This window comes from Marinoscillum sp. HNIBRBA16962 (genome assembly GCF_057801515.1).
In genome coordinates this window covers 4,782,418-4,808,511 of the sequence record NZ_CM173603.1, presented here as the reverse complement: position 1 = coordinate 4,808,511, position 26,094 = coordinate 4,782,418, and the positions used below count along the sequence as shown (strand labels likewise).

Below are 26,094 nucleotides of genomic sequence, written 5' to 3'. Positions count from 1 at the left end.
TGAGGTATTGGTGCACGACAGTTTTGCATTCTTGAATGTTCCCGACAATTTTCACACAAAAACAAACTTGCTTATAAACATTCCCCTGCACCCCTTTTCATTGAGGCAGGAAAGTAAGCTGACTCAACTGATCTGTGTCAAAATTTTCACGTGCCAGTTCTACAAGCTGTTCGGAAGTTATAGCGTCTATTTTTTTGAAAAGCTCATTCAGGTCAGGGACCTTGTCCAGGTCAAGGATGCTTTTGGCTATCATGAGCATTACTGCATTATTGTTCTCTTCTGACATGGCCAGCTGTCCCTTTAGCTGCTGTTTGGCCCGGTGCAATGAAAGTGAAGTAAGCGGTTTGTTTTTAAAGCTGTCAAGTTCTTTATGGATCAGGCTCAGGCTTTTTTTAAGGTTTTTAGGATCGGTGGCGAAGTAGATGTTCAGCGCTCCGATTTCATAATACGGGGTATAGCTTGCATCAATGCCATAAACAAAGCCATGTTTTTCTCGCAGCGATAAGTTTAGCCGGGAGTTCATACCAGGTCCTCCCAGAATGTTTACAAGCAGGAAAAATGGTATTCGATTTTCGTCTTTTAATCCGTAGGAGGTCCGCCCCAACACCATGTGAGCCTGGGTAATAGGCCTGGAAACTTCATAAATGGAAGGTATGTACTTTTTGAAGTAGTTTCTTTTCGGGGTGTGATTTTTATGAGGAACAGGAGCGATGTACTTCTCAGCCAGTTTGACCAGTTTTTTGGCTGGGTAGCTTCCTACGCTGGAAAGGATGATCTTTTCAGTGTTCAGGTTTCTCTCTAAAAAGGACCGGAAGTGCTCTTGTTTAAAGGAGCTAACCGTTTCCTGAGTACCTAAAATGTTTTTGCCGAGTGGGTGATTATGGAATACCAGCTCGTCAAAATCATCCTGAATGGCATCCTCAGGGGTATCCCTGTACATAGCCATCTCTTCCAGAATAACCATCCGTTCCTTTTCGATCTCTTTCGTTGGGAACACGGAATGAAAAGTGATGTCTGCAAGCAGCTCTACAGCTTTTTCCAGGTGGTTATCCAACAGCGAGGCATAAAAACAGATCTTTTCGCGAGTGGTATACGCATTTAACTCGCCACCAAGGGAGTCCAGACGGTTGATGATATGAAATGCTTTTCGCTTCTCCGTCCCTTTAAAGGCCATGTGCTCCCAGAAATGGGCCAGTCCTTGTTCCGCTGGTGTCTCATCTCTACTTCCGATATCGAGCATAATACCGACATGAGCTATTTTTGTGTGACTTATTTGCTTGTGAATCACCCGGATCCCATTCGACAATTCGATCAACTCATAATCCTCCATAGGGCCGCAAATTTACTACTTTTGCATCGGTTATTCGCATGTGCTTGTAACCTAAACAACTGTAACCGGTGAACTGGTTCTCAATGCTGCTTTTAACAGTTCTCACAGGTCGTTTTCGGGAAGCGACAACCCGGGAAACCTTTAAATGATCATTTATAGACCTGTAAGTTTTGGAATTTAACCGGTTTCAAGGTTTCCTGATGCTTATATTTGAAAAGTGAAGGTATGTTGAAGGCGATTTAGTTCATGAGCTTTGATTTTAATGTTTTGACCGGATGGTTGCTGATGTGTTGGGGTGAAAAAATGAGTTATGTCCCTGAAGTTTGAAGAGATATTGCCTGACGAAAGTCTTTCGAATATAGTGAGGCGTTTTTTTGTGATAGAGTACTCTGGTGACGGGGAACGAAAGGACTTTTTACTGCCGGATGGTACACCTTCTTTTTTTTATATCAATCCTGTTTCCGGCAGTTTCAAAGCAGCCTTTCACAACAGTGACAAGATATATGACCTGGCTGAAGGAGTCTATGCGGGGTTTGGAAATACGCTGATGGAATATCAGCATCAAAAACTCCGTATAATCGGGGTAAATATCTACCCTGTTTATCTCAGTATTTTATTAGGGATCACTCCGGAAGAGATTATGAACCACTTTTTAAGGTTGGAGGATCTGAAGTTACCAATTACAATAGACTGGTCTGAAATGGGAGTGATCAGCAAAACTCAGGTGGTTAAGATTTTTGAGGAGTTTCTTCATGCCAGGATTCAGCAAAATACATTTAGTGACAAATTTCTTACCCTTTACAAAAGGTTGATTGAGCCAAGGGGACATCAGGCCAAAGTAGAAGATCTGGCAAAATGGTTAGGCTATTCCAGTCGATATTTAGGGGATATTTTCCGAAAGCACCTGGGGATGTCTCCTAAAAAATTTCTGGAGCTGGCACGGTTTAATCATGCATTAAAGGTGATGGATGAGCTGGGGGAAAAACCAAATTTGAGCCGCGTGGCACATGAGGTAGGTTACCATGATCAGGCTCATTTCATCAGGGATTTTAAAAGGGTTTGCGGAAAGACTCCCGGTGAGCTGGCAATAGACCCAAATTCTCTGGCCCACAGGTTCCGTTTTTTTAATTCTGATTAATTGCCTGTACTCAGCAGCAAAACAGGTTTCTTCAGCCCTGGGATAGTTATATCAAGTGAAACGGACTTCCGAATTGTACAATCCTTTTTTTCTAATTGGTGTTTTCTTTGGTTTGATAATTCGCTTAATTAATCCCGTATCTGCGTAAGTTTTTTACGCAGAAATGCTTGTTCAATTTTATTCACCGCCATTCTTAAGGCCATTTCCAGTTGGGATTTGGCCTTTTCTTTTTCACCGAGCTGCAGATGTAGGTCTGCCTTTATTGCCGGGAGGAGATAGTTTTTTCCGATACTCTCCTGATCCAGCTCTTCCAGGCATTGCATGGCTTTTTTTGCACCGTGCACTTTGCTTAGCGGTATGAGTCTGTTTAATGCTACGATTGGGTTTGGCTGGATATTGTACAATGCATCATACAGGTTTAATATATACTCCCAGTTCGTTTTTTCGTAAGTGGGTGCTGCAGCATGCAGGCCGCTGATAGCTGCCTGAATAAAATATGGATTCCCTAAACCGTTTTTGATGGTTGTCAGGTATTTGTTGCCCATAGTGATGTGGTCCTGGTCCCAGCCTGAACGGTCCTGATGCATGAGGGATATGATTTCTCCTTCACTGTTCATCCTGGAGCTAAACCGGGAAGCATGGAAATGCATGAGGGCCATCAATGACCTGCTCCATTCATTGTTGGTTTCTTTTTTGCCAAGAAGAAGATGATTGAGTCGCATGGCCTCTTCACAAAGGTCCATCCTAATCAGCTGATCTCCTTCGGTACTTTTATAACCTTCATTAAAGATCAGATAAATGGTTTTTAAGACCGTTTTCAGTCGATTTTGGATTTCCTGTTTCGTTGGTATCTCCAGTTTCAGGTTTTCTTCCCTGAATTTCTTTTTGGCCCGGGTATAGGACTTGGCAACAGTATCTTCTTTTTTGAGCAGGGCTGCAGCAATTTCTCTGATGGAAAGTCCGCCCAGGATCTTCAATGTAAGGATAAGCTGGTATTCGGTACTCAGTTTTGGGTTACAGCATGCAAACATCATTTTGATCATTTCGTCTGCAAACAGATCTTCGGAGATATCCTGCTGATTGTAGGCTGTTTCAGGGACTTGTGTGGTGTAGTAGACTTTTTGCTGTTTGCGCAAGTAATCGATGAGCTTATTATTGGCTACCCGAATGATCCAGGCGGAAGGGTTGTCGGGTACCTGGTTAAATGACCAGGTCTGGACCGCTTTAGCGAGAGCTTCCTGTACAGCGTCTTCAGCTGCTTCGAGGTAGGAGGGACCAAATTTAGCCGTAAGCCAGGATACAGCTTTCCCAAATTCATTTCTGAAAAAGTGATCTACCAGCTTGGAAGGAGATGAATTGGTCATTGGAAGCGCTAAGTAGTGCCTAATGGCGCAAATAATCAACCAGGACGAAAAATTCCTCTTCAAGGAAATTTTTGTCAGGGTAAATAGAAACAAATGAACCGGCAATCAACTATTTGCGACACATTTTAATGTAGTTTAATTCTGCAACTTGACAGCAGGATATAAGTAAAAAACTTAGGTTACCCGAAAAAATACCCATTTTATCCAAATAGGTTTTTTACTCAGGTTTAACTCCACAGGTGATAATAACTTCACATAGTATAAAAATAAAAGAAAAACAGTTATGTTGATTTTTTACAGAGTTAAACGGGTCATTTATATGGCTGGTTTGGTGTTTTCGGTACTGATCCTTGCTTCACTATTTGCTTAGTTGAATGATCACTTACGGCGATTAACCAGGTGAACAATGGGTTTTTGGATTGCGAATAGAATAGCTCAGCGTTTTCGTACTTAGCGAAAACCCTGAGCTTTCTTTTGAAGGCAGAAATTTAGTTCATTTCGACAGCTTCCCTTACCTCTACTGTTCCTCCATATTCAAAAATGGGACAGCCTTTGGAGAGCTCAACGGCGTGGTCCAGATCATTGGCCTCTACAAGCAAATAGCCACCTACAATTTCTTTTCCTTCAGTAAAGGGGCCATCTGTGATCACTTCACCTCGATTTGCTACTACTTTTCCTTCCTTTTGCAGGGGAAGGCCTGGTACGGGTTCGTCTGTCTGGCTGATCTTCAGCATCCACTCGCCCCACCTGGTCATATGGGCCTGCATTTCTTCCGGAGATTGATTTTCATAACCTTCGTCACCGCCTCTGAATAAGTACAAAAATTGTTTCATCGTTTTTTAAGCGTTTAAGATTGAAAAATATAAGACATTTTCTGTCTTGTTTCCTCTATGACGATAAACACTTTTGAAAATGGACAATCGGAAGCAGAATAATTTTACATTTTTTCAGCCTGACTGACCAGTTCTCTGAACTCTTCCTTGAACCCATGGTTATCAGGAAGGTTTGACTGGTTAAGCCAATTGCGGATCTTGCTGTAAGTCGTATTTCCTTTGTATTCAGAGTCTAGCAGGAGCATAGAGAACCCTGCTATACCGGAGACAAACTTCATTTGATCACTCGACTCGTCAAAGGTTTTCCCGCTATCAAATATTTCCAAAGAGAGGGGAGTGCTGGTGTCCTCATCGGGCAATTTATACCTGAAATCAATTGTAAAAGTGGGCACAGATCTTAATTGTGGGTCAGTTGTTTGTGCAGGCACTATTTCATAGAGCGCAGTGATGTTTTGGTTAGCGCCAATCTCTCCCGCATCTTTTTTATCATTTTCAAAATCAGCATTTGGGAGGACACGGTTTTCATAACCGATCAGGCGGTATGCACTCACCAGTGAGGGGTTAAATTTCACCTGGACTTTCACATCTTTAGCTACAGTGTAAAACTTCTGGTAATCGTAGATGAAAACCTTTTGGAGCTGTTTGGTATTATCGATGTATTCAAAAGTTCCATTGCCTTTGTTGGCTATTTGTTCCAGCCGGTGGTCATACAGATTTCCACGACCTACCCCCAGTACCGTAAGGAAGATGCCACTTTCTCTCTTTTCTTCTATCAGCTCTATCAGCTCATCATTATTGGAGACTCCTACATTAAAGTCGCCATCCGTACCCATAATGATGCGATTATTTCCGCCTTCTATAAAATGCTCTTCTGCAATTTCATAAGCCGTTAAAATTCCGTCTGCTCCGGCAGTGCTTCCTCCGGACCCCAGCTTATCGATTGCTTTTTTAATTTTATCTCTTTCAGACCCTGGGGTGGATTTCAGTACTACACCTGCACTACCAGCGTAGGTGACAATGGCTATCTGGTCCTCGTCGCGCATTTCATCTGCGAAAGCTTTGAAACCTTTCTTAAGCAGGTCCAGCTTGTCATCACCGGACATGGAGCCGGAAACGTCTATGAGGAATACGAAATTGGAATTGGGCAGTTCTGTAGTCACAATTGGCCTGCCCTGGATGCCTATTCTGATCAGCTTGTTTTCAGGTGTCCAGGGGCAGGCGCTCACTTCACCATTGAGGGCAATGGGACGATTTGTTACACCAAAGGGATAGTCCAGGTCAAAGTAATTGATCAGTTCTTCCGTACGGATGGCACCCTTTGGGGGCAATGATTGATCCTGCTGGATAAACCGGCGAACGTTTGCATAAGATGCTCCATCTGCGTCAATCGAAAAGGTAGAAACAGGCTCTTCAGATACATCCACGAAGGGGTTTTCCGTGTATTCTAAATACTGATCCCCGGATAGTGCCAGGTCAATGTAGCTGGTGGAGAGACCATCCTTATCTTCGTAATGGCAGGAAAACAGACCTATGATCAATATAGGTAAGAGGAGACGAGCGTTTTTCATAGTAAAGGCGTTTTAGGTTTTAGTGTATTTTAAATACCATGACACCTTTTTAGCATTTTGCGTTGTAAAAAGTGGGAAAGCCTTAAAAATTCACAGCATAATAGAGACTGAGAGATAATGCTATATTTAACATTTGTTCATTAGGATACTCCAAAGGGATATGGTTTTTCGACGTACGTTTACTCTTCTCATTTTTACCTGGGTTACCACTGCAAGTACTTTCTCACAAGATAGTAAGTATGCACTCAAGGCAGGTGCCACCTTATCCTATCAGAGCGTTTTTACGAATCTTAAGAGCCCTACCGTCACCTACCTTTGGATGAACGAGCAGAAGAACCGGCATGAGATCTCTATAGATCAGGTTAGTTATGTCAGGAGAGACAGTAGAGATAGTGATAATAAGCAATTTCGGGTGGCTCTGTCGTACCAGTACGATATCCACTTTTTCAGGTCTGCTCCTGTGCAGCCGTATTTAGCTTTACGTTCTCAGTTATCATATGAATGTGTAAAAATGGATTACACATCGTCACAAACATTCGACCGGACTACTCATGCCATTCCGGTTGATTTCATTATTTCCCCGTCGGTTCATTTTAAGATTTCATCCAAGATCTTTTCAGATATTGGGTTTTATTATCCCATTTTTTCTCTATTGCATTTAGGTCATCATGTAAAAAATTCTAATCTTTCCCGTAGGCAGCAACGAAATTGGGGTACAGAGACGGAGCTTTTTCCAGACTTTTATTCCTTTCAGTTAGGATTTGGGATATGGATTTGAATTGTGAGGTCCGGTCTTCTGATTTCAGGATGATATACCGGTAGGCCTCAAAGTTATTTTAGGACCTCCAGGAGACCGTCCAGAATTAATGTAAAACCTGTCAAGTAATTTTAGGACGCCTCAAAGTTATTTTAGGACGCCTCACAAAATGGCTCAGTACCACTCAAAAACCACTGAGGACCGGTTGAAAATCATTCAGGACCACTTAAAAATGACAGCTATGGGGATCATAAGTCGCAGATTGGTAGCTACTCCCAAAAGATCTCCACAAACTCTTTTCCGATCAGCAAAGAGGTTTGCGTAGCTCCTTCCAGTCGTTTTACTTTCACTTTTTTACCGAAAGGTCTGTAAACTACCCGCCCGATGACATTTCTGGCTCCCTTTTTATGAAAGGCTATCAGATAGTTCACCTCAAAATCTCTGCGGTATTTCAGAACTTTCTTTTTTGTGTGAATGACCTCCGGTTCAGCGGGCTCTTCCCCATCCAGCAGCCCGAGAATGTTGGTGCAGGTAGGTACGCCATAGCCCAGGTAGTTATTTGGGTAGGGATAAAAGTGCCCGGCCTTTTTAAAGAGCTCAATGACTTCAAGGTTGTTGAGCTCAGGCTTCATCTCCCAGATGCAGGCGGCCATACCCGTTACCACGGGTGTGGAAAATGAAGTGCCTGAAGTAGAATGGACTGCTACATCCGGTTTTACATAATCCACAAAGTCAGGACCTATCGAGCTGAAGTTCATTTTGTCCCAGATCTTAAACTTGCTGGAGCCGACTGTCAGCGCATGCTCTGCATCACCAGGGGTGGAAAGGATCTGCCAGTGATTTACCGTTCCTTCATTTCCTGCGGCCACTACGATCAGCATTCCTTTTTCAGTTGCCGCTATTTCTACTGCCTTAGCTATTGCGGTCGTTTTGCCATCCATTTCATGAACCTTGTAGTTTTCCTTTTTATCCGTAAATCCCAGGTTATAACCAAGGGATGCATTGATCAGCCTTACCCCGAGGCTGTCCATCCATTCTAGCGCCTCGATAAAGTAGTCTTCCTCTATCCGCCGTTCATAACCGCCGTGGTCTGTTCTGGCCAGGTAATATTCGGCCTGTGTGGCTAAGCCAAACCGGATATTTTTCTCCCGGTCCAGTCCACCGATGAGGTTCCATACCTCTGCACCGTGCTGGTCATCCAGTGCCCTGGTGCCGCCGTACTTTTCCATATCCGGCGTAGCATAATCCCTGTAGGCTTTTACCAGTCCGTTTTCGAAGAAATGGGCCAGGTTTTCTTCTTCGTCAGCATCAAGAAATCCCCCATCAATGATGCCGATCTTTATTCCTTTTCCGGTCAGGCCTTTTGCGATGAAAGCTCCGGCATCCACTTGCTCCAGAGCGAAACCAAGTGTTTTATCATTCGATTTTCTGACAGGCTCATATGAAAGTACCGGGGTTATTTCCGTGCCTGCATTATGAAGCTGATCCAGTGCTTCTTCACCCAGGTAATAGGTGCACGCATCAAGCCAATCTGAGCAATTTTCCGGAGCTGGCATAATGCTTTTTAGATCTTCAGTCAGTTCATGAGGATGATATACCCAATACTTATCCTGGGCCTCACAGATGGGGGCTAAGAATAAAAGAAATACTAACTTTAAGGCAAAAGAGTAACGCATTTTACACCATTGAATATAGCCAGTTTTTAGCTTTGCTGAACCACCCTGGGCTATGTATTTCAAATAAAGCGACTTAATCCATCAATATGAAGTATCGACCGATTGATAATCAATTATTTATAGAAAACAGGAAGCGTCTCGTTTCACACCTGAAGCCAAACTCCATCGTGATAGTTCATGCCAATGACATCATGCCTACCAATGCGGATGGTACGATGAGCTTTCGCCAAAACTCTGATCTGTTTTACCTGACCGGGGTGGATCAGGAAGAGACGATTTTGATTTTGGCTCCTGATTTTCCGGACGAAAAAATGAGGGAGATCCTGTTTTTGAGGGAGACCAATGAGAAGATCGCCATTTGGGAAGGGCATAAACTCACCAAGAAGGAAGGTACTCAAACTTCGGGGATAAAAAATATCAGGTGGAATACGGAGTTTGAGCGAACTCTGTATCTCCTGCTTGCAGAAACAGAGCATATCTACCTGCCCAGCAACGAGCATATACGAAATGCTTCCAGGGTAGAAACTGCCAATGACCGTTTTACCAGGGATTGCATAGCCAAATACCCCCTCTATAAATATGAGCGACTGGCGCCGATCATTTATGACCTGAGAACAGTAAAGTCCCGGGAGGAGATCGCACTTATAGAACACGCCTGCCACATCACAGAGCAGGGTTTCAGGAGGATTTTGGAGACGGTAGAGCCCGGAGTATGGGAATATGAGGTGGAAGCTGAATACGCTCATGCATTTCTTTCAAACCGGTCGAGGGGATTTGCATACCAGCCCATAGTGGCCGGTGGCTTCAACTCGTGTGTGCTTCATTACATAGAGAATAACCAGCAGCTAAAAGATGGGGATCTCCTGCTAATGGATGTAGGAGCAGAGTATGCTAACTACAATGCCGATATGACCCGGACTATTCCTGTAAGTGGCCGCTATACCAAGCGTCAAAGGCAGATCTATGATGCGGTCTTACGAGTAAAAAATCAGGCAACAGATCTATTAAAACCGGGCAATTCCATACCTGAGTATCATAAGGCTGTGGGCGAGCTGATGACAGAGGAGCTGCTGGAGCTGGGTCTGCTGGATAAGACTGATGTGAAAAATCAGGATCCGGAATGGCCCGCTTATAAAAAATACTTCATGCATGGGACCTCTCATCACCTTGGGCTGGATGTGCACGATGTGGCTTCTGTTTATGCCAAATTTAAGACAGGAATGGTCTTTACTGTGGAGCCGGGAATTTACATCCGGGAAGAGAACATAGGTATACGGATTGAGGATGATGTGGTGATCACCGATAAAGGACATAAAAACCTGATGCGCAATATCCCGATTCATGCCGAGGAAATAGAAGATCTGATGAATACAAATAAATAATATCAGCCGGTGAAAATAACCGTAAGAACCGGAACCATCCAAGAAGCTGCTGATCTGTCCGGTGAGATCCCGGAATTTGAAAACCCTTACACCGAGCGGGAATATCTGGAGCGGTTACACGGTGTTTTTCTAATTTTGATTGCTGAGGTGGCCGGAGTACCTATCGGTTTTAAAGTTGGCTATGACCGGTTTAAAGACGGAAGCACATTTTACGGCTGGATGGGAGGGGTTCATCCTGCGTACAGGAAGATGGGTGTTGCCAGGCTCCTGTTGCAGAAAATGGAGATCTGGTGTAAGCTGAAGGGGTATCGATACCTTCAGTTTAAGACGTTGAATAAGCACAGGGCCATGATCCATTTTGCTGTGGATCAGGGATTTGAAATGGTGGATTTCAAGAGAATGGATCCGTTGAGCATGTCAAAAATTTATTTTGAAAAGAAGTTATGAGTATTTTCCAGTCAGATGACGCTCCGGACCCTGTAGGGCTATATCCTCATGCCCGAAAGGTTGGCAACCTGATCTTTCTCTCCGGGGTAGGACCCAGAACTAAAGGTAAAAAGGAAATACCTGGAGTCACACTGAACGAAAAAGGTGAAATAGTTGATTATGATATAGAGGCACAGTGTCATGCTGTGTTTAATAATGTGAAGGCTATTCTGGAAGCTTCCGGAGTATCGTGGAAACACCTGGTAGATGTCACCGTGTTTCTTACCAACATGAAAGATGATTTTCAGAAGTTTAATGAAATATACGCGGAGTATTTTCGTGATGTGCAGCCATGCCGTACTACGGTGGAGGTCAATGCACTGCCCACACCCATCGCTATAGAGCTGAAATGCATAGCTGTGGCCGAAATTTAGTCGAGTATTCAGCAGACAATGCTGTACCTTATCGTGTTTTAGTTATTTTTGAGCAAAATCTACATTATGAGTTTGGAATACAATACGCAACGTGAGCATTTGACTTTGAGGGAGTACGGTAGAAATGTACAAAACCTGGTGAAGCACATCAAGACCATTGATGACAAGGAGAAACGAAATAAATATGCCGGATTATTGGTCGATCTGATGAAAATGATCAATCCGGAGTTTAATAAGGACGCAAATGAATATACCCAAAAGGTTTGGGATGACCTGTTCATTATTTCCAAATTCGACCTGGATGTAGAGAGTCCTTTTCCGATCCCGGAGGCTACTATTCTGGATCGTAAGCCAGACAGACTGACTTATTCGTCTAACTCGATCCGGTTCAGGCATTATGGTAAAAACATTGAGATCCTTATAAAAAATGCCATTGAGCTGGAAGATCCCAAGGAAAAGGAAGCCGCAGTAATTGCCATTGGTAAGCTGATGAAGTCCTTCTACCTGACCTGGAACAAAGACACCATTGAGGATGAGCAAGTCCTTAAAAATATCCGCCAGCTTTCTAATGACCAGCTGGATATTGATATCAATAAAGTAAAAGAATTTAACCTCTTCGATTCAGAAAGATCAGAAAGAAAAGAACGAAACTACGAAAACAGAGGAGGTCACCGCAGCAGAAAGGGTGGCGGAAAAAGAAACTTCAGCAACAAAAGAAGAAGAAACAACAACTAATGACTTCATTCCGTGTGAAGGGAGGGGCCAGGCTGTCTGGCTCAATTGTCCCTCAGGGAGCAAAAAACGAGGCGCTTCAAATCATTTCGGCAGTACTGTTAACGTCCGAAACAGTACATATCCATAAGATTCCAAACATTCGCGATGTTATCAAGCTGATTGATCTTCTGGCGGATATGGGTGTTCAGGTTGAGAAAACCGACGAAGAATCTTACAAATTCACAGCAAATAACGTAGATCTCGATTTTCTAGATACCGAAGATTTTAAGGAGAAAGCGGCTGCCTTAAGGGGATCCATAATGATCCTGGGTCCGCTTCTGGCCAGGTATGGCCGGGGCAAGATACCAAAGCCGGGTGGCGATAAAATTGGCCGCAGACGACTTGATACGCATTTTGTTGGCTTTCAAAAGCTTGGGGCCAGGTTTCATTTTGATCCGAAAACGTCTTTTTATACCGTAGATGGATCAAAACTTCGTGGTGCATATATGCACCTGGATGAGGCTTCCGTAACAGGCACTGCCAATATCGTTATGGCAGCGGTACTTGCAGAAGGGGAAACCACGATTTACAATGCTGCCTGCGAACCTTATATCCAGCAACTCTGCAAAATGCTGGTGCGAATGGGTGCCAAAATAGATGGGATAGGAAGCAACCTGCTTAAGATCCAGGGCGTGGATGCACTGACAGGAACAGAGCACACCATGCTGCCGGATATGATCGAGATCGGTAGCTTTATTGGCCTTGCTGCCATGACCCGATCTGAGATTACCATTAAAGATGCCAGGATCGACATGCTCGGGATCATCCCGGATACCTTCAGGAGACTGGGAATTAAAATGGACTTTCGTGGCGATGATATTCATATACCTGCCCAGGAGCATTACGAAATTGAATCCTTCATAGATGGTTCCATCCTGACCATCGCAGATGCCATCTGGCCGGGATTTACCCCCGATCTGCTTAGCGTGGTGTTGGTCACAGCCACACAGGCTAAGGGCACTGTTTTGATACACCAAAAGATGTTTGAAAGCCGGCTTTTCTTTGTGGATAAACTTATTGATATGGGGGCACAGATTATCTTATGTGACCCGCACAGAGCTACAGTCATAGGTCTGGACAGAGCGTTTGAGCTGAGAGGTATCAGTATGACTTCTCCTGACATCAGGGCCGGAGTATCGTTGCTTATTGCGGCGCTTTCAGCAGAAGGTGTCAGTACCATTCATAATGTAGAACAAATAGACCGGGGGTACCAGGATATTGATAAGCGTTTGCAGGCTCTGGGAGCTGATATAGAACGCTTTTCGTAAACCATTGGATTGAGTATTTCTGAAAAATTTTAGTGAACCGGATTTTGGGCCGGGAATAGTGGATTTTGATCTCCTCGTGAGAAATAAAAGATCTTTACGTTTCTCCGTAAACCTGCATGGTTTCCAGGGTAGGAGATTCACTGCCTCCGGTCTTCTCAACCGTCACTGCAAAGGCGTCCGCTCTGGCTATGTTTTTCATAATTTGAAAGGTGCCGTCTGATGCATCGAAGACTCCGGCATCTACCGGATTTCCATCTATAAGCGCCCAAAGCTGATATTGTTTGTCTTCTGTAAGCTGGGCAAGATTAGCTGAGTTTAAGTACACTTCGGCCTGTTCTGCATTCCAGTAAATCACTGCCTTGGCATCAGGGGAATTGTCTGTACCATCTAAGATAATCCGGCTAAACTCCGGGCTCACGAGGACAGCCAGGTCCTGACGGATGTCGGAAAGTTCCTCATTTACGATGTGGTAACTTTCTACGAGTTCAATATTGCGAGCTGTGAGTTCGGCAAGCCTGGAGTCTGTTGTTTGCCATTGATTCCAGAAATAAAAGGCAGCGAGAGCAGACAGCAAAGTAATAATTACACTTGCTGCCATCATTAGTTTCAGAACATTGCCCGACCCGGTATCTTCCGGAAGGTGGGCACTATTCATTACTGACGGGTTTTCCATGATCTTTCTTTTCACGGACGGAGAAGGAGCTATCGAGTGATGAAATGAGAGCAGTTCCAGGGTTTTTTGTAAATCAAAATATTCTGATCGGATATCCCGGTCCTTTGAAAGGTAAGATTCTATTTCTTTAGAATCAGTCTCCGAAAGCTCGTCGGTAAGGTAAGCCGCCAGGTACCCTTCTGATATGATTTCTTCCTTATTCAAAGTCTCCCTTTAGTTTATTTTTTACGTCTTTGAGACAATTTCTCAGGCGTGTTTTTACAGTGCCGAGGGCCATGTCCTCTTTTTTGCTGATCTCAGCGTGAGAGTATCCCATAAAAAAATTGAGCTGGATGAGTTTTTTGCATATTTTGCCGATCTCACTCAAAACCTTTGATAAGCCAATATAATCTTCGTTGGTGTCAGAGGTTTCAAACATATCTACGAAACCCTCTATGTCATCAGATTTTTCGGATCGTTTAAAATCCTTTGACCTGCGCGCATCGAGTGCTTTATTTCTCGCTATGCGATACATCCAGGTAAATAATGTGCCTTTTTTGGAGTCGTATTGGTCTATCTGATCCCAGATTTTGATAAAAACATCATGGAGTGTTTCTTCTGCAATTTCCTGGTGGTTGGTGGTGCGGTATATGACACCATAAAGTGCTTCGGAATAGTGTTCGTAGAGATAATCCAGGGCTTTGGTATCTCGCTCTTTCAGGCGTTTGGCCAGTAGGACCGTAAAATCGATGCTTTCAGTCAAGGTGTTGGTTTAGATTATCAGGGACCACTCAGGGCTAAAATATTTAACATAATTCTACTTTATCAAGTTGCAATTAAGCCGTAAGGAGTATGGGTTTGATAAATTTTTCTATAACCCCCATCGTGCTCCTTCAATGCTATCAAGATAAGGTTACTCCATTCATGCCTACCCGGCCGGGAAGTCTTTGATCAAATTGAGCATTTTCGTTTTATAATACATAGATTCCATTGCTGGAATGACTGATTCTGTGAAAATTTCAACCTTATCTTGATGGCATTTGAGCCATCTTTACAGAAAAAGGGAGTATTTGTATCAAACCCATACTCCACATGATCCTTTAATATAGTTAATAAAGTAGATTAACTTAGGCTGCTTTATATTCTCACAAAATACTAAAACGTTTGAAGATATCAATATAAGGCTGAATGATCAAAAATGAGAAGGTTTGTTTTTTGGAGTTTAATTCTAATCGTATCAGGGGGTGTCTTAAGCTGCCACTTGCCACCATCTGAGTATTCTGCTGATACTGGTTTTGAAAGTAAGATCGATGGGGTAAGCCTGGTGAATCCTCCCAGGGAGATTGATTCCTTGCAGATGGCTAAGCTAAGGCGGGTAAATGCGGAGTGGGTGGCATTAATTCCATTTGGTTTTTCGAAAGCCAACGAACCGGAGGTTTACTTTAATCATCAGAGGTGGTGGGGTGAACGGCTGGATGGGACCGCAGAGCTGGTACGGCTGGCAAAAAAGAATGATCTGAAGGTGATGATCAAACCGCATGTATGGCTCAGGGGTCAGTGGATTGGAGAGTATGACCTGGATAGTGAAGAAAAGTGGAAGAAATGGGAAAGGGAGTATACACAATATATTCTTGCATTTGCCAGGCTGGCGGATAGTCTTGAGGCGCCGATATTTTGTGTGGGAACTGAATATAAGATAGCCGCTGTAAAGCGCCCGGATTTTTGGAAAGGCTTGATTAAAGAAATCCGGTCCTTTTACTCCGGTAAGCTCACTTATGCAGCTAACTGGGATAATTACCAGAATATTGAATTTTGGGAGGAGCTGGACTATATTGGTGTGGACAGCTATTTCCCACTGGACTCCAACCTGAATCCTGATAAAGCGACTTTGAATAAAGCCTGGATGCCGATCAAAAAAGAGTTGGAGCGCTTTAGCTTAAGCACAAACCGGCAGATACTATTCACAGAGTACGGTTATCAAAGCTTTAACCGTGCGGCTGGAAATCACTGGGAGGTGATTGAGGCTAAGGAAGAGCTGAATCATGAACTGCAGGCGCGGGCGTACGAATCTTTGTTTAAAACTTATTGGGATGAGCCGTGGTTTGCCGGAGGATTTTTTTGGAAGTGGCATTTTCACCCTGAGGCCGGTGGTCTGGCAGACGGTAGTTTTACCCCTCAGGGTAAACCTGCTGAAAAAGTAATTGCAAGGTGGTATGGGAAGTCATCGCGATCGGATTAGCTGCTCGGCATACCTCCCGGGGATAATCGCGAGTGGGCCTTCATAAATCCCCGCATTTCCACCAATGTCTCGTACCCTTACACTCAATACGTTTGTTCCCTGTTTCTTTAATAGTTCCTTTGGTATGGAATAGATCCGGTACTCCCGGTATGAAAATGACCAACCAAATCCTCTTCCGTCATTTGTGGAGCCGATCAGTTTTCCGTTGAGGTACGTTTCGTCAAAATCATCGATCAGGCCCAGTACGATGACCAGGTCCTGATCTAATGATAAATAATCGGGTAATTCAAACTCTTTTCGGTACCAGGCGGTGCCTGTTCTTATTTCTTTGTCTTTCAGACTTCTCCAAAAGCCGGGAACCATGATGTCATCCCAGGAGCTGTCATTGTAAGTCACTTCTTTCCACCATTGGTTATCGCCTTCTCTGAATTTCCATATGCCTTCCAGTCGGTAGGTCTGGGAGGGTTCGGAGCGTTTGGTATATATGCCGATATTTCCTTTTATGATTCCCCCTTCCAATACCGTATCATAGACTCGAACAGCAATGGTGTTTTTTCCATTTTTGTTGAGCAGGTCCGGAGGCAGGTAGTACTGTCTGTGCGATTGGAATGCGGTATAAAAATTTGGAGGGAAGGAGCCTGAAAAACCAATGAGGTAGCCATTAAGGTATACCTCGTCTACATCATCTATATAACCGAGAACCAGGTACAGGTTGCTCTTCGGTGGGTTGCCTGATAGTTGAAACTCTTTGCGGTACCATGCGAACCCGTCAAAGCCACTGAACCCCTCGTCTTCCCATGCGGCCGGAACAAATATCTCCTCCCATCTGCTGTCATCAAAATCTTCTGCAGCCCACCTGGGGTTATCCCCAATGGAGAATTTCCACTGACCTCTTAGGTCCAGCACTCTACCCAGCTGGTTAGCGCCGTAGGTTACATAACCTGCCCAAAGAAGGGCTAAAAGAAGTAAAACAGCTCTCATGTATCTTTCAATTCACCTATTCAATTATACGACCTTTCCGCTGAACAGACGAACCAATTTGGTAAATGATTGTCACAGTTTGTAAAAAACAAAAGCCTCCCCGAAACGGGAAGGCCTTTTGTAATAGTATAAAGAAGTAATCTTTAGTTCACGGAAACTACTCTTTTTGAAGTATCGTCCATCAACTCAAAGGTGAAGTTCTTTGAATCAAATTTGGACAGGTCATAGACCCTGGTGAACCCTTTCATGTCTTTGTATTTTTCCTGATGGATAATGTCATTGTTGCTATCATAAATAGTCAGGGTAAGCGGCATCTTTTGTTTTTGGTCTACCACCAACCTGTACCTTTGATCACTAAGCGACTTTACTTCCATCAGCTTAGTTTCTTTTTCACTTGCGATATCAAATGATTGCTCTACTACTCCGTACTTATCAGTTACTTCAACAGTGTAAGTTCCCTCCTGAAGTTTTTCGGTATTGTAAGGCTTCATGAATCCACCTTCACTTTTGATTCGATCTGTTCGAAGTAGCTTCCCTTGCTCATCTCTGATTCGAACTTTGACGATTGTTTCATCTTCACCGGTGTAGATCAGTTTATACCTGTTTTCCCCGGGAAGCAGTCTTACCCTGGAGTCCTTGTTATCATTTCCGGTAGCGAATGCTGTGCTGATAACTGTTAAAAGTACAGCAAATGTTAAGGTTAATCTTTTCATAAGTTTTGAGTTTTTAGACCTTTAGGCTCTGTTGCCTGTTGCTGTACAATTGTACGGGGACTACCAGGGAAGTTTGTCACTCATCAGTAAACGATTGTCATAAGATGTCATCATTTTATTGATATCCTTCAATAAAGTGGGCAATATATTAAAAAAATAGTTTATGAAAACGTTTGTCAATCGATATAATCGATAATTCTACAGGCTACCTTCGGGTTGAAGTGGGGGTGGTTGCCTACATGGTTGGGGGAGCACTCCGTACTGAAATCTTCCGGGGAGTCATGTATGATCAGAGCCCTGCCGATAATACTTTTATTGCTACATCAAATATCTTCTTCATCACCTCCATCGTCAGCGAGGTAGTCGGTCATATAATCCAGATCTCCGTACTTGTTCTCATAGTCATCTTTGATTTCTTCTTTGAGATTGCCATCATTGTCAAAGTCTTCATCATCTTTGATGATAGCTTTGGCTTCTTCACGGGTCATGCGGACCATATAGTATTTTTCATCGGTCTCAAAAGGCAGAGCCGATACTTTCTTTCCCTCTTTATCGTAAAAATGGATCAGTGAATCATAAAATCCATAAGGGTAGGCTAACTTGATTTGCTCCTGCAGTTCACTATCAAGTTTTTCAAAGTCTTTAATTACGCGTGGTTTAGAGGGTTGCATGATTGTTTTTTTTGGAAAAGTAAAAAACGAATTGAATTAATCAAATGTTACTGCTTTTTTAGGTGTATTTTTTTGATAGTTTATTCAGATAACCATTTTATAACCGGCACCATGTACGGTAAGAATGTATTTAGGTTCATTGTGATTTTCTTCTATTTTTTGACGTAGCTTCAAAATGAAGTTATCTACGGTCCTTGTGGTGGGCTGTGATTCATATCCCCATACTTCCTCCAGGAGCTGGTACCTGCTTACGATCTCATTTTTATGTTTAAATAAGTATAACAACACCTCAAACTCCTTATGGGACATTTTTACCTTGTGTTCGTTCTTATCCTTTGCCTCGTAGTGGACAAAGTCTACCTTAAGATTTCCGATTGCAAGGTTTGAGGGAGAAGCATCACCCGGTTTATCGTTGGTCCGTCGGAGAACGGCCTTTACACGAGCCACCAACTCTCTGATGCTGAAGGGTTTTGTGATGTAATCATCTGCTCCCAGCTCTAAGCCAAGTACTTTGTCGATTTCTTCTCCTTTGGCCGTAAGGAAAATAATAGGGGTTGTTACTCCCTGCTTTCGTGCGGCTTTGCATACATCAAATCCTGACATCTTTGGCATCATGACATCCAGCAGGATAAGGTCATAGGATTCACTCATGATTTTATCTAAGCCTTCCTGACCGTCCTTAGCCACTGTGACATCAAATTGCTCAAACTCCAGGTTATCCCGTAGCCCGATTTGCATGTTGGGTTCGTCTTCAACTATTAGAATCCTTGCCATGAGTATCTGTATAAAAAACCAATCTAAATATACTTCCTTTTCCCAGTGTGCTTTTCACTTCAATATCGCCACCGTGGGCATTGACAATGTGGTTTACCAAAGTCAAGCCCAGGCCAGCGCCCCTGGTCGTTTGAACGTTGCCCTCCGAAACGCGGTAAAACTTATCAAAAATCTGTCTGACCTTATCAGAGGCAATGCCGATGCCTCTATCCTGCACTTCGATGGATACACGATCATCAGTCTTTTCTGTTTTAATGACAATATGCTTTTCGTTCGGGCTGTATTTCATCGCATTGTCAATGAGGTTAACCAAAGCTTCGTAAAGCCCATCCCGGTCGAGTTGTAAAACCGGGAGATCGTTCGCCAGAGCGACTTCATATGAAAAGCCATTTCGCTCCAGGTGAAAAGCATAGTCATGTATAAGTTCATTTACTAATTCATTCAGGTCCAAAGCTACAGGGTGATACGTTCTTTTGTTGGCCTCTATCTGTGAAAAATTCAGGATCTTATTTACAATATTGGTCAGCCTGTGAGTTTCTTTAAAAATGATTTTCTCGTATTCCTTTCTTTTTTCCCGGTTAGGAACCCGATCAAGCATAAGGGTTTCTGCAAACATACTTATTAGCGATAGGGGAGTTCTTAGTTCATGAGATACGTTAGATACGAAATCAGACTTTGTTTGTGCCAGCTGAATTTCTCTCCGTAAGTTTCTTACAACAAGCGCAAAGCCTAGCCCCAGTAGTAAAATCAGCATAAATGCCGCAATGAGGTTGTACTCAGTTCGTTCGTCCACCAGCTCCTTTACCGTTTTGTTTTTTGAGCTGATGCCAATTTCCATTTCAGGGAATATCCACATGGGTTTACGAAACATCACCTCCTTACTTAAGGAGTCGGTGACATAAATGAATTCTTCTTTGCCTTGTTCGCCTAGCGTGATCACCAGCTCTTCACCAGCTATTTGCTGAAGCTTGGGACCCAGTACGTTTTCTGAGAACCCCGTGATACTTAAAATTCCCGTAAATAATACGGACTTTTCATTTCCGGTTTCTAGTACGGTATGTATAGTCTGATAATTTACACCATTCAGTGAGAAACGTTCTCGCGGCTCTATTTTTCGGTACCCGCCCTTTTTGTACCGAAGCAGCTGATCAGCCAGGTGAGGATTTTTTACAAAAAGCGAATCCTGAATGCTTTTCCAGTCTATATTCCGGCTATTGGGACCGATAGCTATAACGGACTGATTTCCGGCCTTTGGAACCTTAAGAACAATTGCTTCGAAGTTGCTGAATTTTAAATAAGGTTCCAGTGAATCGATTTCCAGGGATTTTTCGATCTGGTTTTCCAGCTTATTCAGGATCCCATTGATAACATCATCGGAATATTGGTTGGCTGAGAAAAGTATAGCGTCAAGCTGATCTTTGTAGACCTTCTCAATAACCTCTTCACTTTCTTTCAGGGAAGTTATTTCGTACACTGCATAGATAATAAGCGGCAAAATGATGGTTGCCACAATAATTATAATCAGTTTGTTGGTAGCGGATTTCATAAAGGAGTCAGTGCGTAAGTTACAATTGTGTCACCTTCGTTGGAAATAATACGTTAAATCTTTAATTTCCGATAAAATAATCCAGAAGAAATGGCAAACGATACTAAAGGACAAGTAGAGAATATTCTGGCAGAGCTGGGTAAAAAAATTGACCACCTTATAGAGGAAACTAAGGGAGCAAGAGAAGATGTACGAAAAGACGTAGAGAAGAAAATCAAGGAGCTCAAAAAGAAGAAAGCTAAAATAGAGGAGGATTTTGAAGGGTACAAACAAAAGAACGGCAGCAAATGGGATGAAGCCAGAAACCACTTTCTGGCAGCTGTAAAGGAACTAAAAAAAGCTGCGGAAACTGTTTTTAAGGATAGCAACCAAACCAAATTTTAGGCTTACAGACGCCTGATTCTGCTTCGATAAGCATTTGAATATCATTTTCCTGCCAGTAAAGTATATCTTGTGAGTAAAGCACGGTCAGATCACTTCCAGGACTTTTCGAATCAGTGAATCAATGACTTTGTTGGGGTTTTTGGAAAACCTGTTTCTTACTCTATTAGCTACAATCGCATTCAGGCTGATCATTTCGTGTTCCAGCAGATTACTTAATGCATAATACCCGGCAGTCTCCATTTCCAGGTTAGTCAGCCAGAAATTATCCAGGTGGAAATAGGTAAGCTGATCGACCAGCTTTGGATACCGGATGGGTATACGTATTTGCCTGCCCTGAGGAGCATAAAATCCGTGGCACGTAACCGTGTTTCCGATGATCATGTTCATATTATCCTTAAAGAGGTCGAGTAATTCACTGGAAGCCTTCACACAGTAAGGTGGAAAAGGAAAACCAATCTCCTTTTGTAGCTTGTCACAAACTTTCTTTTCAAAACCTTTCATTTCCAGCTGGTAGAAGTGGACCATAGGGTCCAAGCCAATGGCATATTCGCTGATGATGTGGCTACCCAGCCTTATATCTTCCTGGATGCTCGCAGATGTGCCTATACGTACGATCCTTAGTTTCTTTCTTTTAGCTTTAGGCTCGCGTTTTTTGAGGTCAATGTTTACGATTGCGTCGAGCTCATTCATCAGGATCTCCACATTGTCGGTCCCCATGCCCGTGCTGATCACGGTGAGACGCTTACCTTTATAGGTGCCTGTGTGCGTGATGAACTCACGCTTATTCATTTCAAAGTCTACCTTATCAAAGTGGCTGGACACCCGGTGTACCCTGCCGGGATCGCCTACGGTTATGATCTTGTCAGCAACATGCTCCGGCAAAAGGTTTAGGTGGTAAATGCTCCCGTCCGGATTTAGAATTAGGTCAGTTTCTGAAAATTTTGGCATGGGAGCATATTTAGTTTTGTCTATTCCGTCGAAGTAATTTTTTTGCGTTTCAGACCCCGGTAAGGATTGTACCCGTTCATTTCTTTCTGATAATACCCCGTACCGTCGTAAGGCCTCACATCCGGGTTTTTCATACACTCTTCTGAGCAGCAACCATTATAAATTTCTGCTCCCTCCTCACTCATCGGGATGTGTTTGTTACAGTGCGGGTTAGCACAATTGACCATCCGGTCAGAAGGTTTACCCGTTACATAACACTTAGAAATCACTTTAGGGTTGATTTTGTTTAGATCTTTTACAATTCTGTTGTCAAAAACATAACATTTACCTTCAAAATCCTCTCCGTCAGCCTCGATACCGTACTTGATGATCCCGCCATGGAGCTGATGGACATCCTTAAAGCCTTGCTCCAGGAGGAATGCACTGGCTTTTTCACATTTGATACCCCCTGTACAATAGGTGATCACCTTTTTGTCCTTTAAGTTTTCCAGGTCTTTAACTTTTTCGGGAAAATCCCTGAAATTTTCAATGTCCAGGGTAACGGCATTTTTAAACTTACCAACCTCGTGTTCATATTTGGAGCGTACGTCCAGTATGACCGTATCTTCCGGTTGCTCTTTGAGGATTTTTCTAAATTCATCAGGCTCTACATAGCCGCCTGTCTTTTTTCGCGGATCTATATGAGGCAGGCTGGCATGCACAATTTCCGGTTTTACCCGTACATGAAGCTTGGCAAAAGTATGACCGTCTACCGGCTCTGCCTTGAATTCGATATCTGCGAACCTTGGATCTGCCTTCACATCCTCCATATATTGTTCACAGTCCTCCTTAAGGCCGGATACGGTTCCGTTCAGGCCTTCTTCTGCTATAATGATCCTGCCTTTTAGGTTTAGCTCAAGACAAAGCAGGTGGTGTTGCTCACGAAATGCCTCCGGATCCTCGATCCTGGAGTAACAATAGTAAAGAAGTACTAAATAATCCTTATTCATAACTTAAAGCCTTGTTTCAAGCAAGGTGTTTTGAATGAATCATCAATGTTTAAACCGCAAAAGTAAACTAAAATCTATTTTTCAATTGCGGTGGCCGGGTTACCAAAAACAGTTTCTCCGTCTTTTACATCCGATATAACTACTGATCCGGCGCCTATCCGAGCTTTTTTACCAATTTTCACTCCTGAAACGATCAGAGAACCGGAACCAATGAATGCCTCTGAGCCGATCTCTACCCCCGGGTTGATGATTGCTCCGGCACCTATCTGCACATAATCACCAATTTTTGCTGTGTGTTCTATGATAGCGCCGGAGTGTAGGAGGCAATGCTGACCAACTTCGACATCCGGTCCTAACGCCACTCGTGCATTGATGAAATTACCGTGACCTATGACTGCAGAATCAGAGATCAACGCCTGCCTGTGCACAGCGTTGGTGGGCATTACTTTTCTGGAGTCCATTAGCATCTTCACCTGCTTCTTGCGAAGGGAATTATCATCGGTTGCTACAAAGGCTTCACACTTCTGACCAATAAGTTTTATGAACCCATGGTCATCGGTTTTGCCAAGTACGGGCACATCGTCTATTTCCGTGCCATGTAAGTCAGCTGCATCATCCAGCAGGCCATACACCACTATGCCGTTACTCTTAAATATTTCAAGGGCTGCTTTTCCGATCCCTTTTGCGCCAAATATGATAACTGGTTTATCCATAGTCTTGAAAATCAGGCTGCAAAGGTAGCTAAACAATCCTTCTTTTGTCAACGAATGCTCTGAATGGCGTGATCATCAGAAGGAGCAGCAGAAAGGGCAGGTAAGCCACCTTGTATCTGACCAGAGAGCCAAAATTTGGAGAAACAAGTGGTAAAAATGAAGCCAGGACCAGAATGAATAGCATAATGAGCCAGCCGGGTAGGGTTGACTGAATTTGCCGGGCATAGCGAATATTTAGGAGAAATAGCAAGAGAACTAAAAGGCTCTCTATTCCAAAAGGAAGTAACGAAACAGTTCCTTCCCATGGTAAAGGCCTGAAAAGTCCGGTAAAGAGGCTTTTCGGCATATGAGACAGGATGCTCCACCAGGAAGGTTTCAGGTTCGGGAACAATACAGTTAAAGTTTCAGACCTTTCCAGCATGGTCTGATAGTTTGCTACCACAGTTTGTGGAAGCTCCTGCAGGTTAAGTTTTGGATTTACGAGAGAAGCCAATAGTACAACCCCGATCATTAATGTAAATCCTGTCAGAATTTTGGTGAGCTTTGATTGGAGCAGGGGAAGGATCTGGTGGAACCAGATCAGCATACTGAGCACTACCAAAGTAACTGCAAACAGGTAGTGTTTCAGGTAGAAGAGGAGTAAACAAGCAACAGCAAAAAGCAAGACCTCCAACCAGTGAAAGGAGCGCTTTTTAAGGTATCGTACGGAGATGCCGCTTATGAAGAATACAGAAGCGTTGATAATTGAGTCTTTCAGCACTCCTGAGGACCAAAAAACAACAGAAGGCCAGAATAAGAAAGCTACAATAGCCGGTAATTTAAGTTTAGGGTAGCTGCTCTGGATGCCTAAAACAAAATACCAGCTGGCTAAGAAACTTATAAATGAAAAATATAGAGAAGCTACCCAGTAGCTTCCTCCGGAGATGAGGTAAAATATGCTTGTGATTTTAATGAAAAGCTCATTTCTAGCTTCTCCTTTGTAAATGTGATACTCCCTGGTAAAAAGCTGAGCCAGGTAATCGGAAAAACTATGGCGAGACAGTTCGTACAGTTCTGATGCCTGCTTGTGAAAGAAGACCGTATCCCCTCCATGAACAAAATCAAAATAGACCACGCCCAACAGGACCCCCATCGTCAGCTTTAGTATCAGGCCTGGCCAGTATGCCCACTGCAGCTCTTTTGGACGGATTAGATAGGCAATGGCCAGAATGAGGATACTATGTATGGCTACTGCAATCATGCCTGCAGGATCTGAAGGCCAATATTACATTGCAGGCATCGCTTTTTCTGACAAAATTGTCTGTATTGATATAAAAGAGCTTGGGTATCTTTTGCACTTTTTGGAGAAAGGCCTGCTGATTCCCATTTTTTGATAAAGCGGTTTTTTTCGGGCTTCATTGTATCCAGAAGGTCTTCTGCTTTTTCGATGAATGCTCGATTATCCGTATGCCGGGAATAAGCTGTAAGAAGTGGTACCACTGAGTTGATGATGACATTTTCTACTGAGGTTTCTCCAATTTCTTGCTTTCGTTTTGATGTTTTTTTGAAATCATAGTGTTCACTCCAGTAAGTTGATAACGGCTTTCTGATCATTTCTACAGCACTTTTCAAATCGGAAACTGAAATTAAACCGGAGAAGAGGTTTTTAGTGCTTATGATCATAGCCGCAAATTGCGCAATTCTTACCGTCGGGAAGTTTGCCGGTCTCAGTTTGGAGAATTTCCAGTGGTGCCTGGAGAGCTTTTGTGTCAGGTTATATTTATTTTTTAAGAAGTTGTATTCAGCCAAGAGGTTTTCGCCATAAGGATCTGTGATATCATCAAGGAAACCAGCCTGTCCAAACAGCATGGCTTCTATCTGAAGCGGGTGATCCAGGTGTTTTTTGAGCAATTTATAGGGCAGGGATATGGCCAGCCTCTCGAAAGGCTCTGCATTGGTTTTGAACCCAAAATTTCGGGAGAGGACTCGATAAGCCGTTTCTTCCCAGTCGTTTCTTGATGTTTTCAAAATATCCAGGACGATTTCAGATTTTTCCAGTAACCTTCCTGCAAAAGCTTTGTCCAGGAGGGTGTTGATGTGGATAGAAGTTATATCAGGTAACTGATGGGTGCAGCGTATCACCTGGGGCTGATTGATGTATTTTCGATATTCTCTTTCAAGATCTTTGGGAGCATATTGAGAAAGGGATAGAGTAGGGATAGGCTGTCCATCTGTGTTCAGGATCTCCTTATCATGGTTCCAGACTACATGAAGAATGACATTCTCATATTTCGGGTCCTTATGGTGGTTATGCTGGTGCCAGCCTGAGGATTTGTAATGGACCTCCACAGAGCCGGACCAGATCATTTCATTGATTTTTAGTTTGGCCTCTGAAAAATCGGGCCCTGCATCTTCATTTTGATAGCCGGGATCAAATACCACAAGCTGTTCGCCGGAGGTCAGCTGGATATTTTGTGTATGGAATTTTTGGAATTTCCAGAGAAACTGAAGAAAGTATTCATCCATAGGTTTGACGGTGAATCATTCCTAAGATA

The 26,094-nt window shown here is 43.2% G+C and carries 26 protein-coding genes; 9 read left to right on the top strand and 17 right to left on the bottom strand.

Going from position 1 to position 26,094, the window contains the following annotated elements; all coding sequences use genetic code 11:
* Positions 1-97: 97 nt before the first annotated feature.
* The gene (locus AC3E9V_RS20015; protein WP_488749940.1) at positions 98-1,330 is read right to left on the bottom strand and encodes a M16 family metallopeptidase; all 1,233 of its coding nucleotides are present in this window, start codon (positions 1,328-1,330) and stop codon (positions 98-100) included.
* 310 nt (positions 1,331-1,640) lie between these two features.
* On the opposite strand from AC3E9V_RS20015, the gene AC3E9V_RS20010 reads away from it, so the two are divergent.
* A complete protein-coding gene (locus tag AC3E9V_RS20010; RefSeq protein ID WP_488749939.1) occupies positions 1,641-2,468 on the top strand; it encodes a helix-turn-helix domain-containing protein in 828 nt (275 codons plus the stop codon).
* Positions 2,469-2,596: 128 nt separating this feature from the next.
* Here AC3E9V_RS20010 and AC3E9V_RS20005 read toward each other — a convergent pair whose 3' ends face one another.
* From AC3E9V_RS20005 to AC3E9V_RS19995, 3 genes are all read right to left on the bottom strand, one after another.
* Entirely contained in the window at positions 2,597-3,832 is a 1,236-nt protein-coding gene (locus AC3E9V_RS20005; RefSeq protein WP_488749938.1) for an RNA polymerase sigma factor, read from the bottom strand.
* A gap of 488 nt (positions 3,833-4,320) precedes the next feature.
* A complete protein-coding gene (locus AC3E9V_RS20000) occupies positions 4,321-4,665 on the bottom strand; it encodes a YciI family protein (protein WP_488749937.1) in 345 nt (114 codons plus the stop codon).
* Positions 4,666-4,769: 104 nt separating this feature from the next.
* The gene (locus tag AC3E9V_RS19995) at positions 4,770-6,233 is read right to left on the bottom strand and encodes a vWA domain-containing protein (protein WP_488749936.1); all 1,464 of its coding nucleotides are present in this window, start codon (positions 6,231-6,233) and stop codon (positions 4,770-4,772) included.
* Between the two features lie 160 nt (positions 6,234-6,393).
* Between AC3E9V_RS19995 and AC3E9V_RS19990 the strand changes: the two genes are divergently transcribed.
* A complete protein-coding gene (locus AC3E9V_RS19990) occupies positions 6,394-7,011 on the top strand; it encodes a hypothetical protein (protein ID WP_488749935.1) in 618 nt (205 codons plus the stop codon).
* 248 nt (positions 7,012-7,259) lie between these two features.
* On the opposite strand, the gene AC3E9V_RS19985 is transcribed toward AC3E9V_RS19990, so the two are convergent.
* Entirely contained in the window at positions 7,260-8,729 is a 1,470-nt protein-coding gene (locus AC3E9V_RS19985; protein ID WP_488749934.1) for a S8 family serine peptidase, read from the bottom strand.
* Between the two features lie 23 nt (positions 8,730-8,752).
* Between AC3E9V_RS19985 and AC3E9V_RS19980 the strand changes: the two genes are divergently transcribed.
* The 5 genes from AC3E9V_RS19980 to murA all read left to right on the top strand — a co-directional run bounded on the left by AC3E9V_RS19980 (position 8,753) and on the right by murA (position 12,950).
* Positions 8,753-10,048 (top strand): aminopeptidase P N-terminal domain-containing protein, encoded by a 1,296-nt coding sequence (locus tag AC3E9V_RS19980; RefSeq protein WP_488749933.1) that lies wholly within the window; start codon positions 8,753-8,755, stop codon positions 10,046-10,048.
* Between the two features lie 9 nt (positions 10,049-10,057).
* Positions 10,058-10,495 (top strand): GNAT family N-acetyltransferase, encoded by a 438-nt coding sequence (locus AC3E9V_RS19975; RefSeq protein ID WP_488749932.1) that lies wholly within the window; start codon positions 10,058-10,060, stop codon positions 10,493-10,495.
* Positions 10,492-10,908, top strand: a complete 417-nt coding sequence (locus tag AC3E9V_RS19970) for a RidA family protein (RefSeq protein WP_488749931.1) — start codon at positions 10,492-10,494, stop codon at positions 10,906-10,908. The genes AC3E9V_RS19975 and AC3E9V_RS19970 overlap by 4 nt, the downstream gene beginning before the upstream one ends.
* A gap of 66 nt (positions 10,909-10,974) precedes the next feature.
* Positions 10,975-11,643, top strand: coding sequence for a DUF4290 domain-containing protein (locus AC3E9V_RS19965; RefSeq protein ID WP_488749930.1), 669 nt, complete (start codon positions 10,975-10,977; stop codon positions 11,641-11,643).
* Positions 11,643-12,950, top strand: coding sequence for a UDP-N-acetylglucosamine 1-carboxyvinyltransferase (gene murA, locus AC3E9V_RS19960; RefSeq protein WP_488749929.1), 1,308 nt, complete (start codon positions 11,643-11,645; stop codon positions 12,948-12,950). Before AC3E9V_RS19965 ends, murA begins: the two co-directional genes overlap by 1 nt.
* A gap of 94 nt (positions 12,951-13,044) precedes the next feature.
* Here the strand turns inward: murA and AC3E9V_RS19955 are convergent, their stop codons facing one another.
* A complete protein-coding gene (locus AC3E9V_RS19955) occupies positions 13,045-13,827 on the bottom strand; it encodes an anti-sigma factor (protein WP_488749928.1) in 783 nt (260 codons plus the stop codon).
* Positions 13,820-14,365 (bottom strand): RNA polymerase sigma factor, encoded by a 546-nt coding sequence (locus AC3E9V_RS19950; RefSeq protein WP_488749927.1) that lies wholly within the window; start codon positions 14,363-14,365, stop codon positions 13,820-13,822. Before AC3E9V_RS19950 ends, AC3E9V_RS19955 begins: the two co-directional genes overlap by 8 nt.
* Positions 14,366-14,800: 435 nt before the next feature.
* On the opposite strand from AC3E9V_RS19950, the gene AC3E9V_RS19945 reads away from it, so the two are divergent.
* The gene (locus AC3E9V_RS19945) at positions 14,801-15,841 is read left to right on the top strand and encodes a glycoside hydrolase family 113 (RefSeq protein ID WP_488749926.1); all 1,041 of its coding nucleotides are present in this window, start codon (positions 14,801-14,803) and stop codon (positions 15,839-15,841) included.
* On the opposite strand, the gene AC3E9V_RS19940 is transcribed toward AC3E9V_RS19945, so the two are convergent.
* The 5 genes from AC3E9V_RS19940 to AC3E9V_RS19920 all read right to left on the bottom strand — a co-directional run bounded on the left by AC3E9V_RS19940 (position 15,824) and on the right by AC3E9V_RS19920 (position 20,490).
* Positions 15,824-16,822 carry a beta galactosidase jelly roll domain-containing protein gene (locus AC3E9V_RS19940; RefSeq protein ID WP_488749925.1) on the bottom strand — a complete coding sequence of 333 codons (999 nt, stop codon included), beginning with the start codon at positions 16,820-16,822 and terminating at the stop codon, positions 15,824-15,826. The genes AC3E9V_RS19945 and AC3E9V_RS19940 overlap by 18 nt on opposite strands.
* Positions 16,823-16,965: 143 nt before the next feature.
* Entirely contained in the window at positions 16,966-17,535 is a 570-nt protein-coding gene (locus AC3E9V_RS19935) for a T9SS type A sorting domain-containing protein (protein WP_488749924.1), read from the bottom strand.
* Between the two features lie 323 nt (positions 17,536-17,858).
* On the bottom strand, positions 17,859-18,206 hold the full coding sequence (locus AC3E9V_RS19930; protein WP_488749923.1) for a hypothetical protein: 348 nt from the start codon (positions 18,204-18,206) through the stop codon (positions 17,859-17,861).
* Between the two features lie 84 nt (positions 18,207-18,290).
* Positions 18,291-18,980: a response regulator transcription factor gene (locus tag AC3E9V_RS19925; protein WP_488749922.1), complete on the bottom strand. Its 690-nt coding sequence runs from the start codon at positions 18,978-18,980 to the stop codon at positions 18,291-18,293.
* On the bottom strand, positions 18,958-20,490 hold the full coding sequence (locus tag AC3E9V_RS19920; protein ID WP_488749921.1) for a sensor histidine kinase: 1,533 nt from the start codon (positions 20,488-20,490) through the stop codon (positions 18,958-18,960). Before AC3E9V_RS19920 ends, AC3E9V_RS19925 begins: the two co-directional genes overlap by 23 nt.
* Positions 20,491-20,616: 126 nt before the next feature.
* Between AC3E9V_RS19920 and AC3E9V_RS19915 the strand changes: the two genes are divergently transcribed.
* Positions 20,617-20,910 (top strand): sll1863 family stress response protein, encoded by a 294-nt coding sequence (locus AC3E9V_RS19915; RefSeq protein ID WP_488749920.1) that lies wholly within the window; start codon positions 20,617-20,619, stop codon positions 20,908-20,910.
* Positions 20,911-20,994: 84 nt separating this feature from the next.
* On the opposite strand, the gene AC3E9V_RS19910 is transcribed toward AC3E9V_RS19915, so the two are convergent.
* The 5 genes from AC3E9V_RS19910 to AC3E9V_RS19890 form a co-directional block, all read right to left on the bottom strand.
* A complete protein-coding gene (locus tag AC3E9V_RS19910; RefSeq protein ID WP_488749919.1) occupies positions 20,995-21,858 on the bottom strand; it encodes a nucleoside phosphorylase in 864 nt (287 codons plus the stop codon).
* Between the two features lie 20 nt (positions 21,859-21,878).
* Positions 21,879-22,847, bottom strand: a complete 969-nt coding sequence (gene trhO, locus AC3E9V_RS19905) for an oxygen-dependent tRNA uridine(34) hydroxylase TrhO (protein ID WP_488749918.1) — start codon at positions 22,845-22,847, stop codon at positions 21,879-21,881.
* 74 nt (positions 22,848-22,921) lie between these two features.
* Positions 22,922-23,560 carry an acetyltransferase gene (locus tag AC3E9V_RS19900; RefSeq protein WP_488749917.1) on the bottom strand — a complete coding sequence of 213 codons (639 nt, stop codon included), beginning with the start codon at positions 23,558-23,560 and terminating at the stop codon, positions 22,922-22,924.
* A gap of 28 nt (positions 23,561-23,588) precedes the next feature.
* Positions 23,589-24,800 (bottom strand): hypothetical protein, encoded by a 1,212-nt coding sequence (locus AC3E9V_RS19895; protein WP_488749916.1) that lies wholly within the window; start codon positions 24,798-24,800, stop codon positions 23,589-23,591.
* Positions 24,797-26,065: a DUF2851 family protein gene (locus AC3E9V_RS19890; protein ID WP_488749915.1), complete on the bottom strand. Its 1,269-nt coding sequence runs from the start codon at positions 26,063-26,065 to the stop codon at positions 24,797-24,799. Before AC3E9V_RS19890 ends, AC3E9V_RS19895 begins: the two co-directional genes overlap by 4 nt.
* Between the last annotated feature and the right edge of the window lie 29 nt (positions 26,066-26,094).

Bases quoted from the DNA above. Each gene is read 5' to 3' on its own strand.
- AC3E9V_RS19930 (WP_488749923.1), bottom strand. From the start codon at position 18,206: ATGCAACCCTCTAAACCACGCGTAATTAAAGACTTTGAAAAACTTGAT.
- AC3E9V_RS19935 (WP_488749924.1), bottom strand. From the start codon at position 17,535: ATGAAAAGATTAACCTTAACATTTGCTGTACTTTTAACAGTTATCAGC.
- AC3E9V_RS19965 (WP_488749930.1), top strand. From the start codon at position 10,975: ATGAGTTTGGAATACAATACGCAACGTGAGCATTTGACTTTGAGGGAG.
- AC3E9V_RS20010 (WP_488749939.1), top strand. From the start codon at position 1,641: ATGTCCCTGAAGTTTGAAGAGATATTGCCTGACGAAAGTCTTTCGAAT.
- trhO (WP_488749918.1), bottom strand. From the start codon at position 22,847: ATGAATAAGGATTATTTAGTACTTCTTTACTATTGTTACTCCAGGATC.
- AC3E9V_RS19940 (WP_488749925.1), bottom strand. From the start codon at position 16,822: ATGAGAGCTGTTTTACTTCTTTTAGCCCTTCTTTGGGCAGGTTATGTA.
- AC3E9V_RS19900 (WP_488749917.1), bottom strand. From the start codon at position 23,560: ATGGATAAACCAGTTATCATATTTGGCGCAAAAGGGATCGGAAAAGCA.
- murA (WP_488749929.1), top strand. From the start codon at position 11,643: ATGACTTCATTCCGTGTGAAGGGAGGGGCCAGGCTGTCTGGCTCAATT.
- AC3E9V_RS20005 (WP_488749938.1), bottom strand. From the start codon at position 3,832: ATGACCAATTCATCTCCTTCCAAGCTGGTAGATCACTTTTTCAGAAAT.
- AC3E9V_RS19895 (WP_488749916.1), bottom strand. From the start codon at position 24,800: ATGATTGCAGTAGCCATACATAGTATCCTCATTCTGGCCATTGCCTAT.
- AC3E9V_RS19910 (WP_488749919.1), bottom strand. From the start codon at position 21,858: ATGCCAAAATTTTCAGAAACTGACCTAATTCTAAATCCGGACGGGAGC.
- AC3E9V_RS19925 (WP_488749922.1), bottom strand. From the start codon at position 18,980: ATGGCAAGGATTCTAATAGTTGAAGACGAACCCAACATGCAAATCGGG.
- AC3E9V_RS19980 (WP_488749933.1), top strand. From the start codon at position 8,753: ATGAAGTATCGACCGATTGATAATCAATTATTTATAGAAAACAGGAAG.
- AC3E9V_RS19890 (WP_488749915.1), bottom strand. From the start codon at position 26,065: ATGGATGAATACTTTCTTCAGTTTCTCTGGAAATTCCAAAAATTCCAT.
- AC3E9V_RS19970 (WP_488749931.1), top strand. From the start codon at position 10,492: ATGAGTATTTTCCAGTCAGATGACGCTCCGGACCCTGTAGGGCTATAT.
- AC3E9V_RS20000 (WP_488749937.1), bottom strand. From the start codon at position 4,665: ATGAAACAATTTTTGTACTTATTCAGAGGCGGTGACGAAGGTTATGAA.
- AC3E9V_RS19945 (WP_488749926.1), top strand. From the start codon at position 14,801: ATGAGAAGGTTTGTTTTTTGGAGTTTAATTCTAATCGTATCAGGGGGT.
- AC3E9V_RS20015 (WP_488749940.1), bottom strand. From the start codon at position 1,330: ATGGAGGATTATGAGTTGATCGAATTGTCGAATGGGATCCGGGTGATT.
- AC3E9V_RS19990 (WP_488749935.1), top strand. From the start codon at position 6,394: ATGGTTTTTCGACGTACGTTTACTCTTCTCATTTTTACCTGGGTTACC.
- AC3E9V_RS19915 (WP_488749920.1), top strand. From the start codon at position 20,617: ATGGCAAACGATACTAAAGGACAAGTAGAGAATATTCTGGCAGAGCTG.
- AC3E9V_RS19995 (WP_488749936.1), bottom strand. From the start codon at position 6,233: ATGAAAAACGCTCGTCTCCTCTTACCTATATTGATCATAGGTCTGTTT.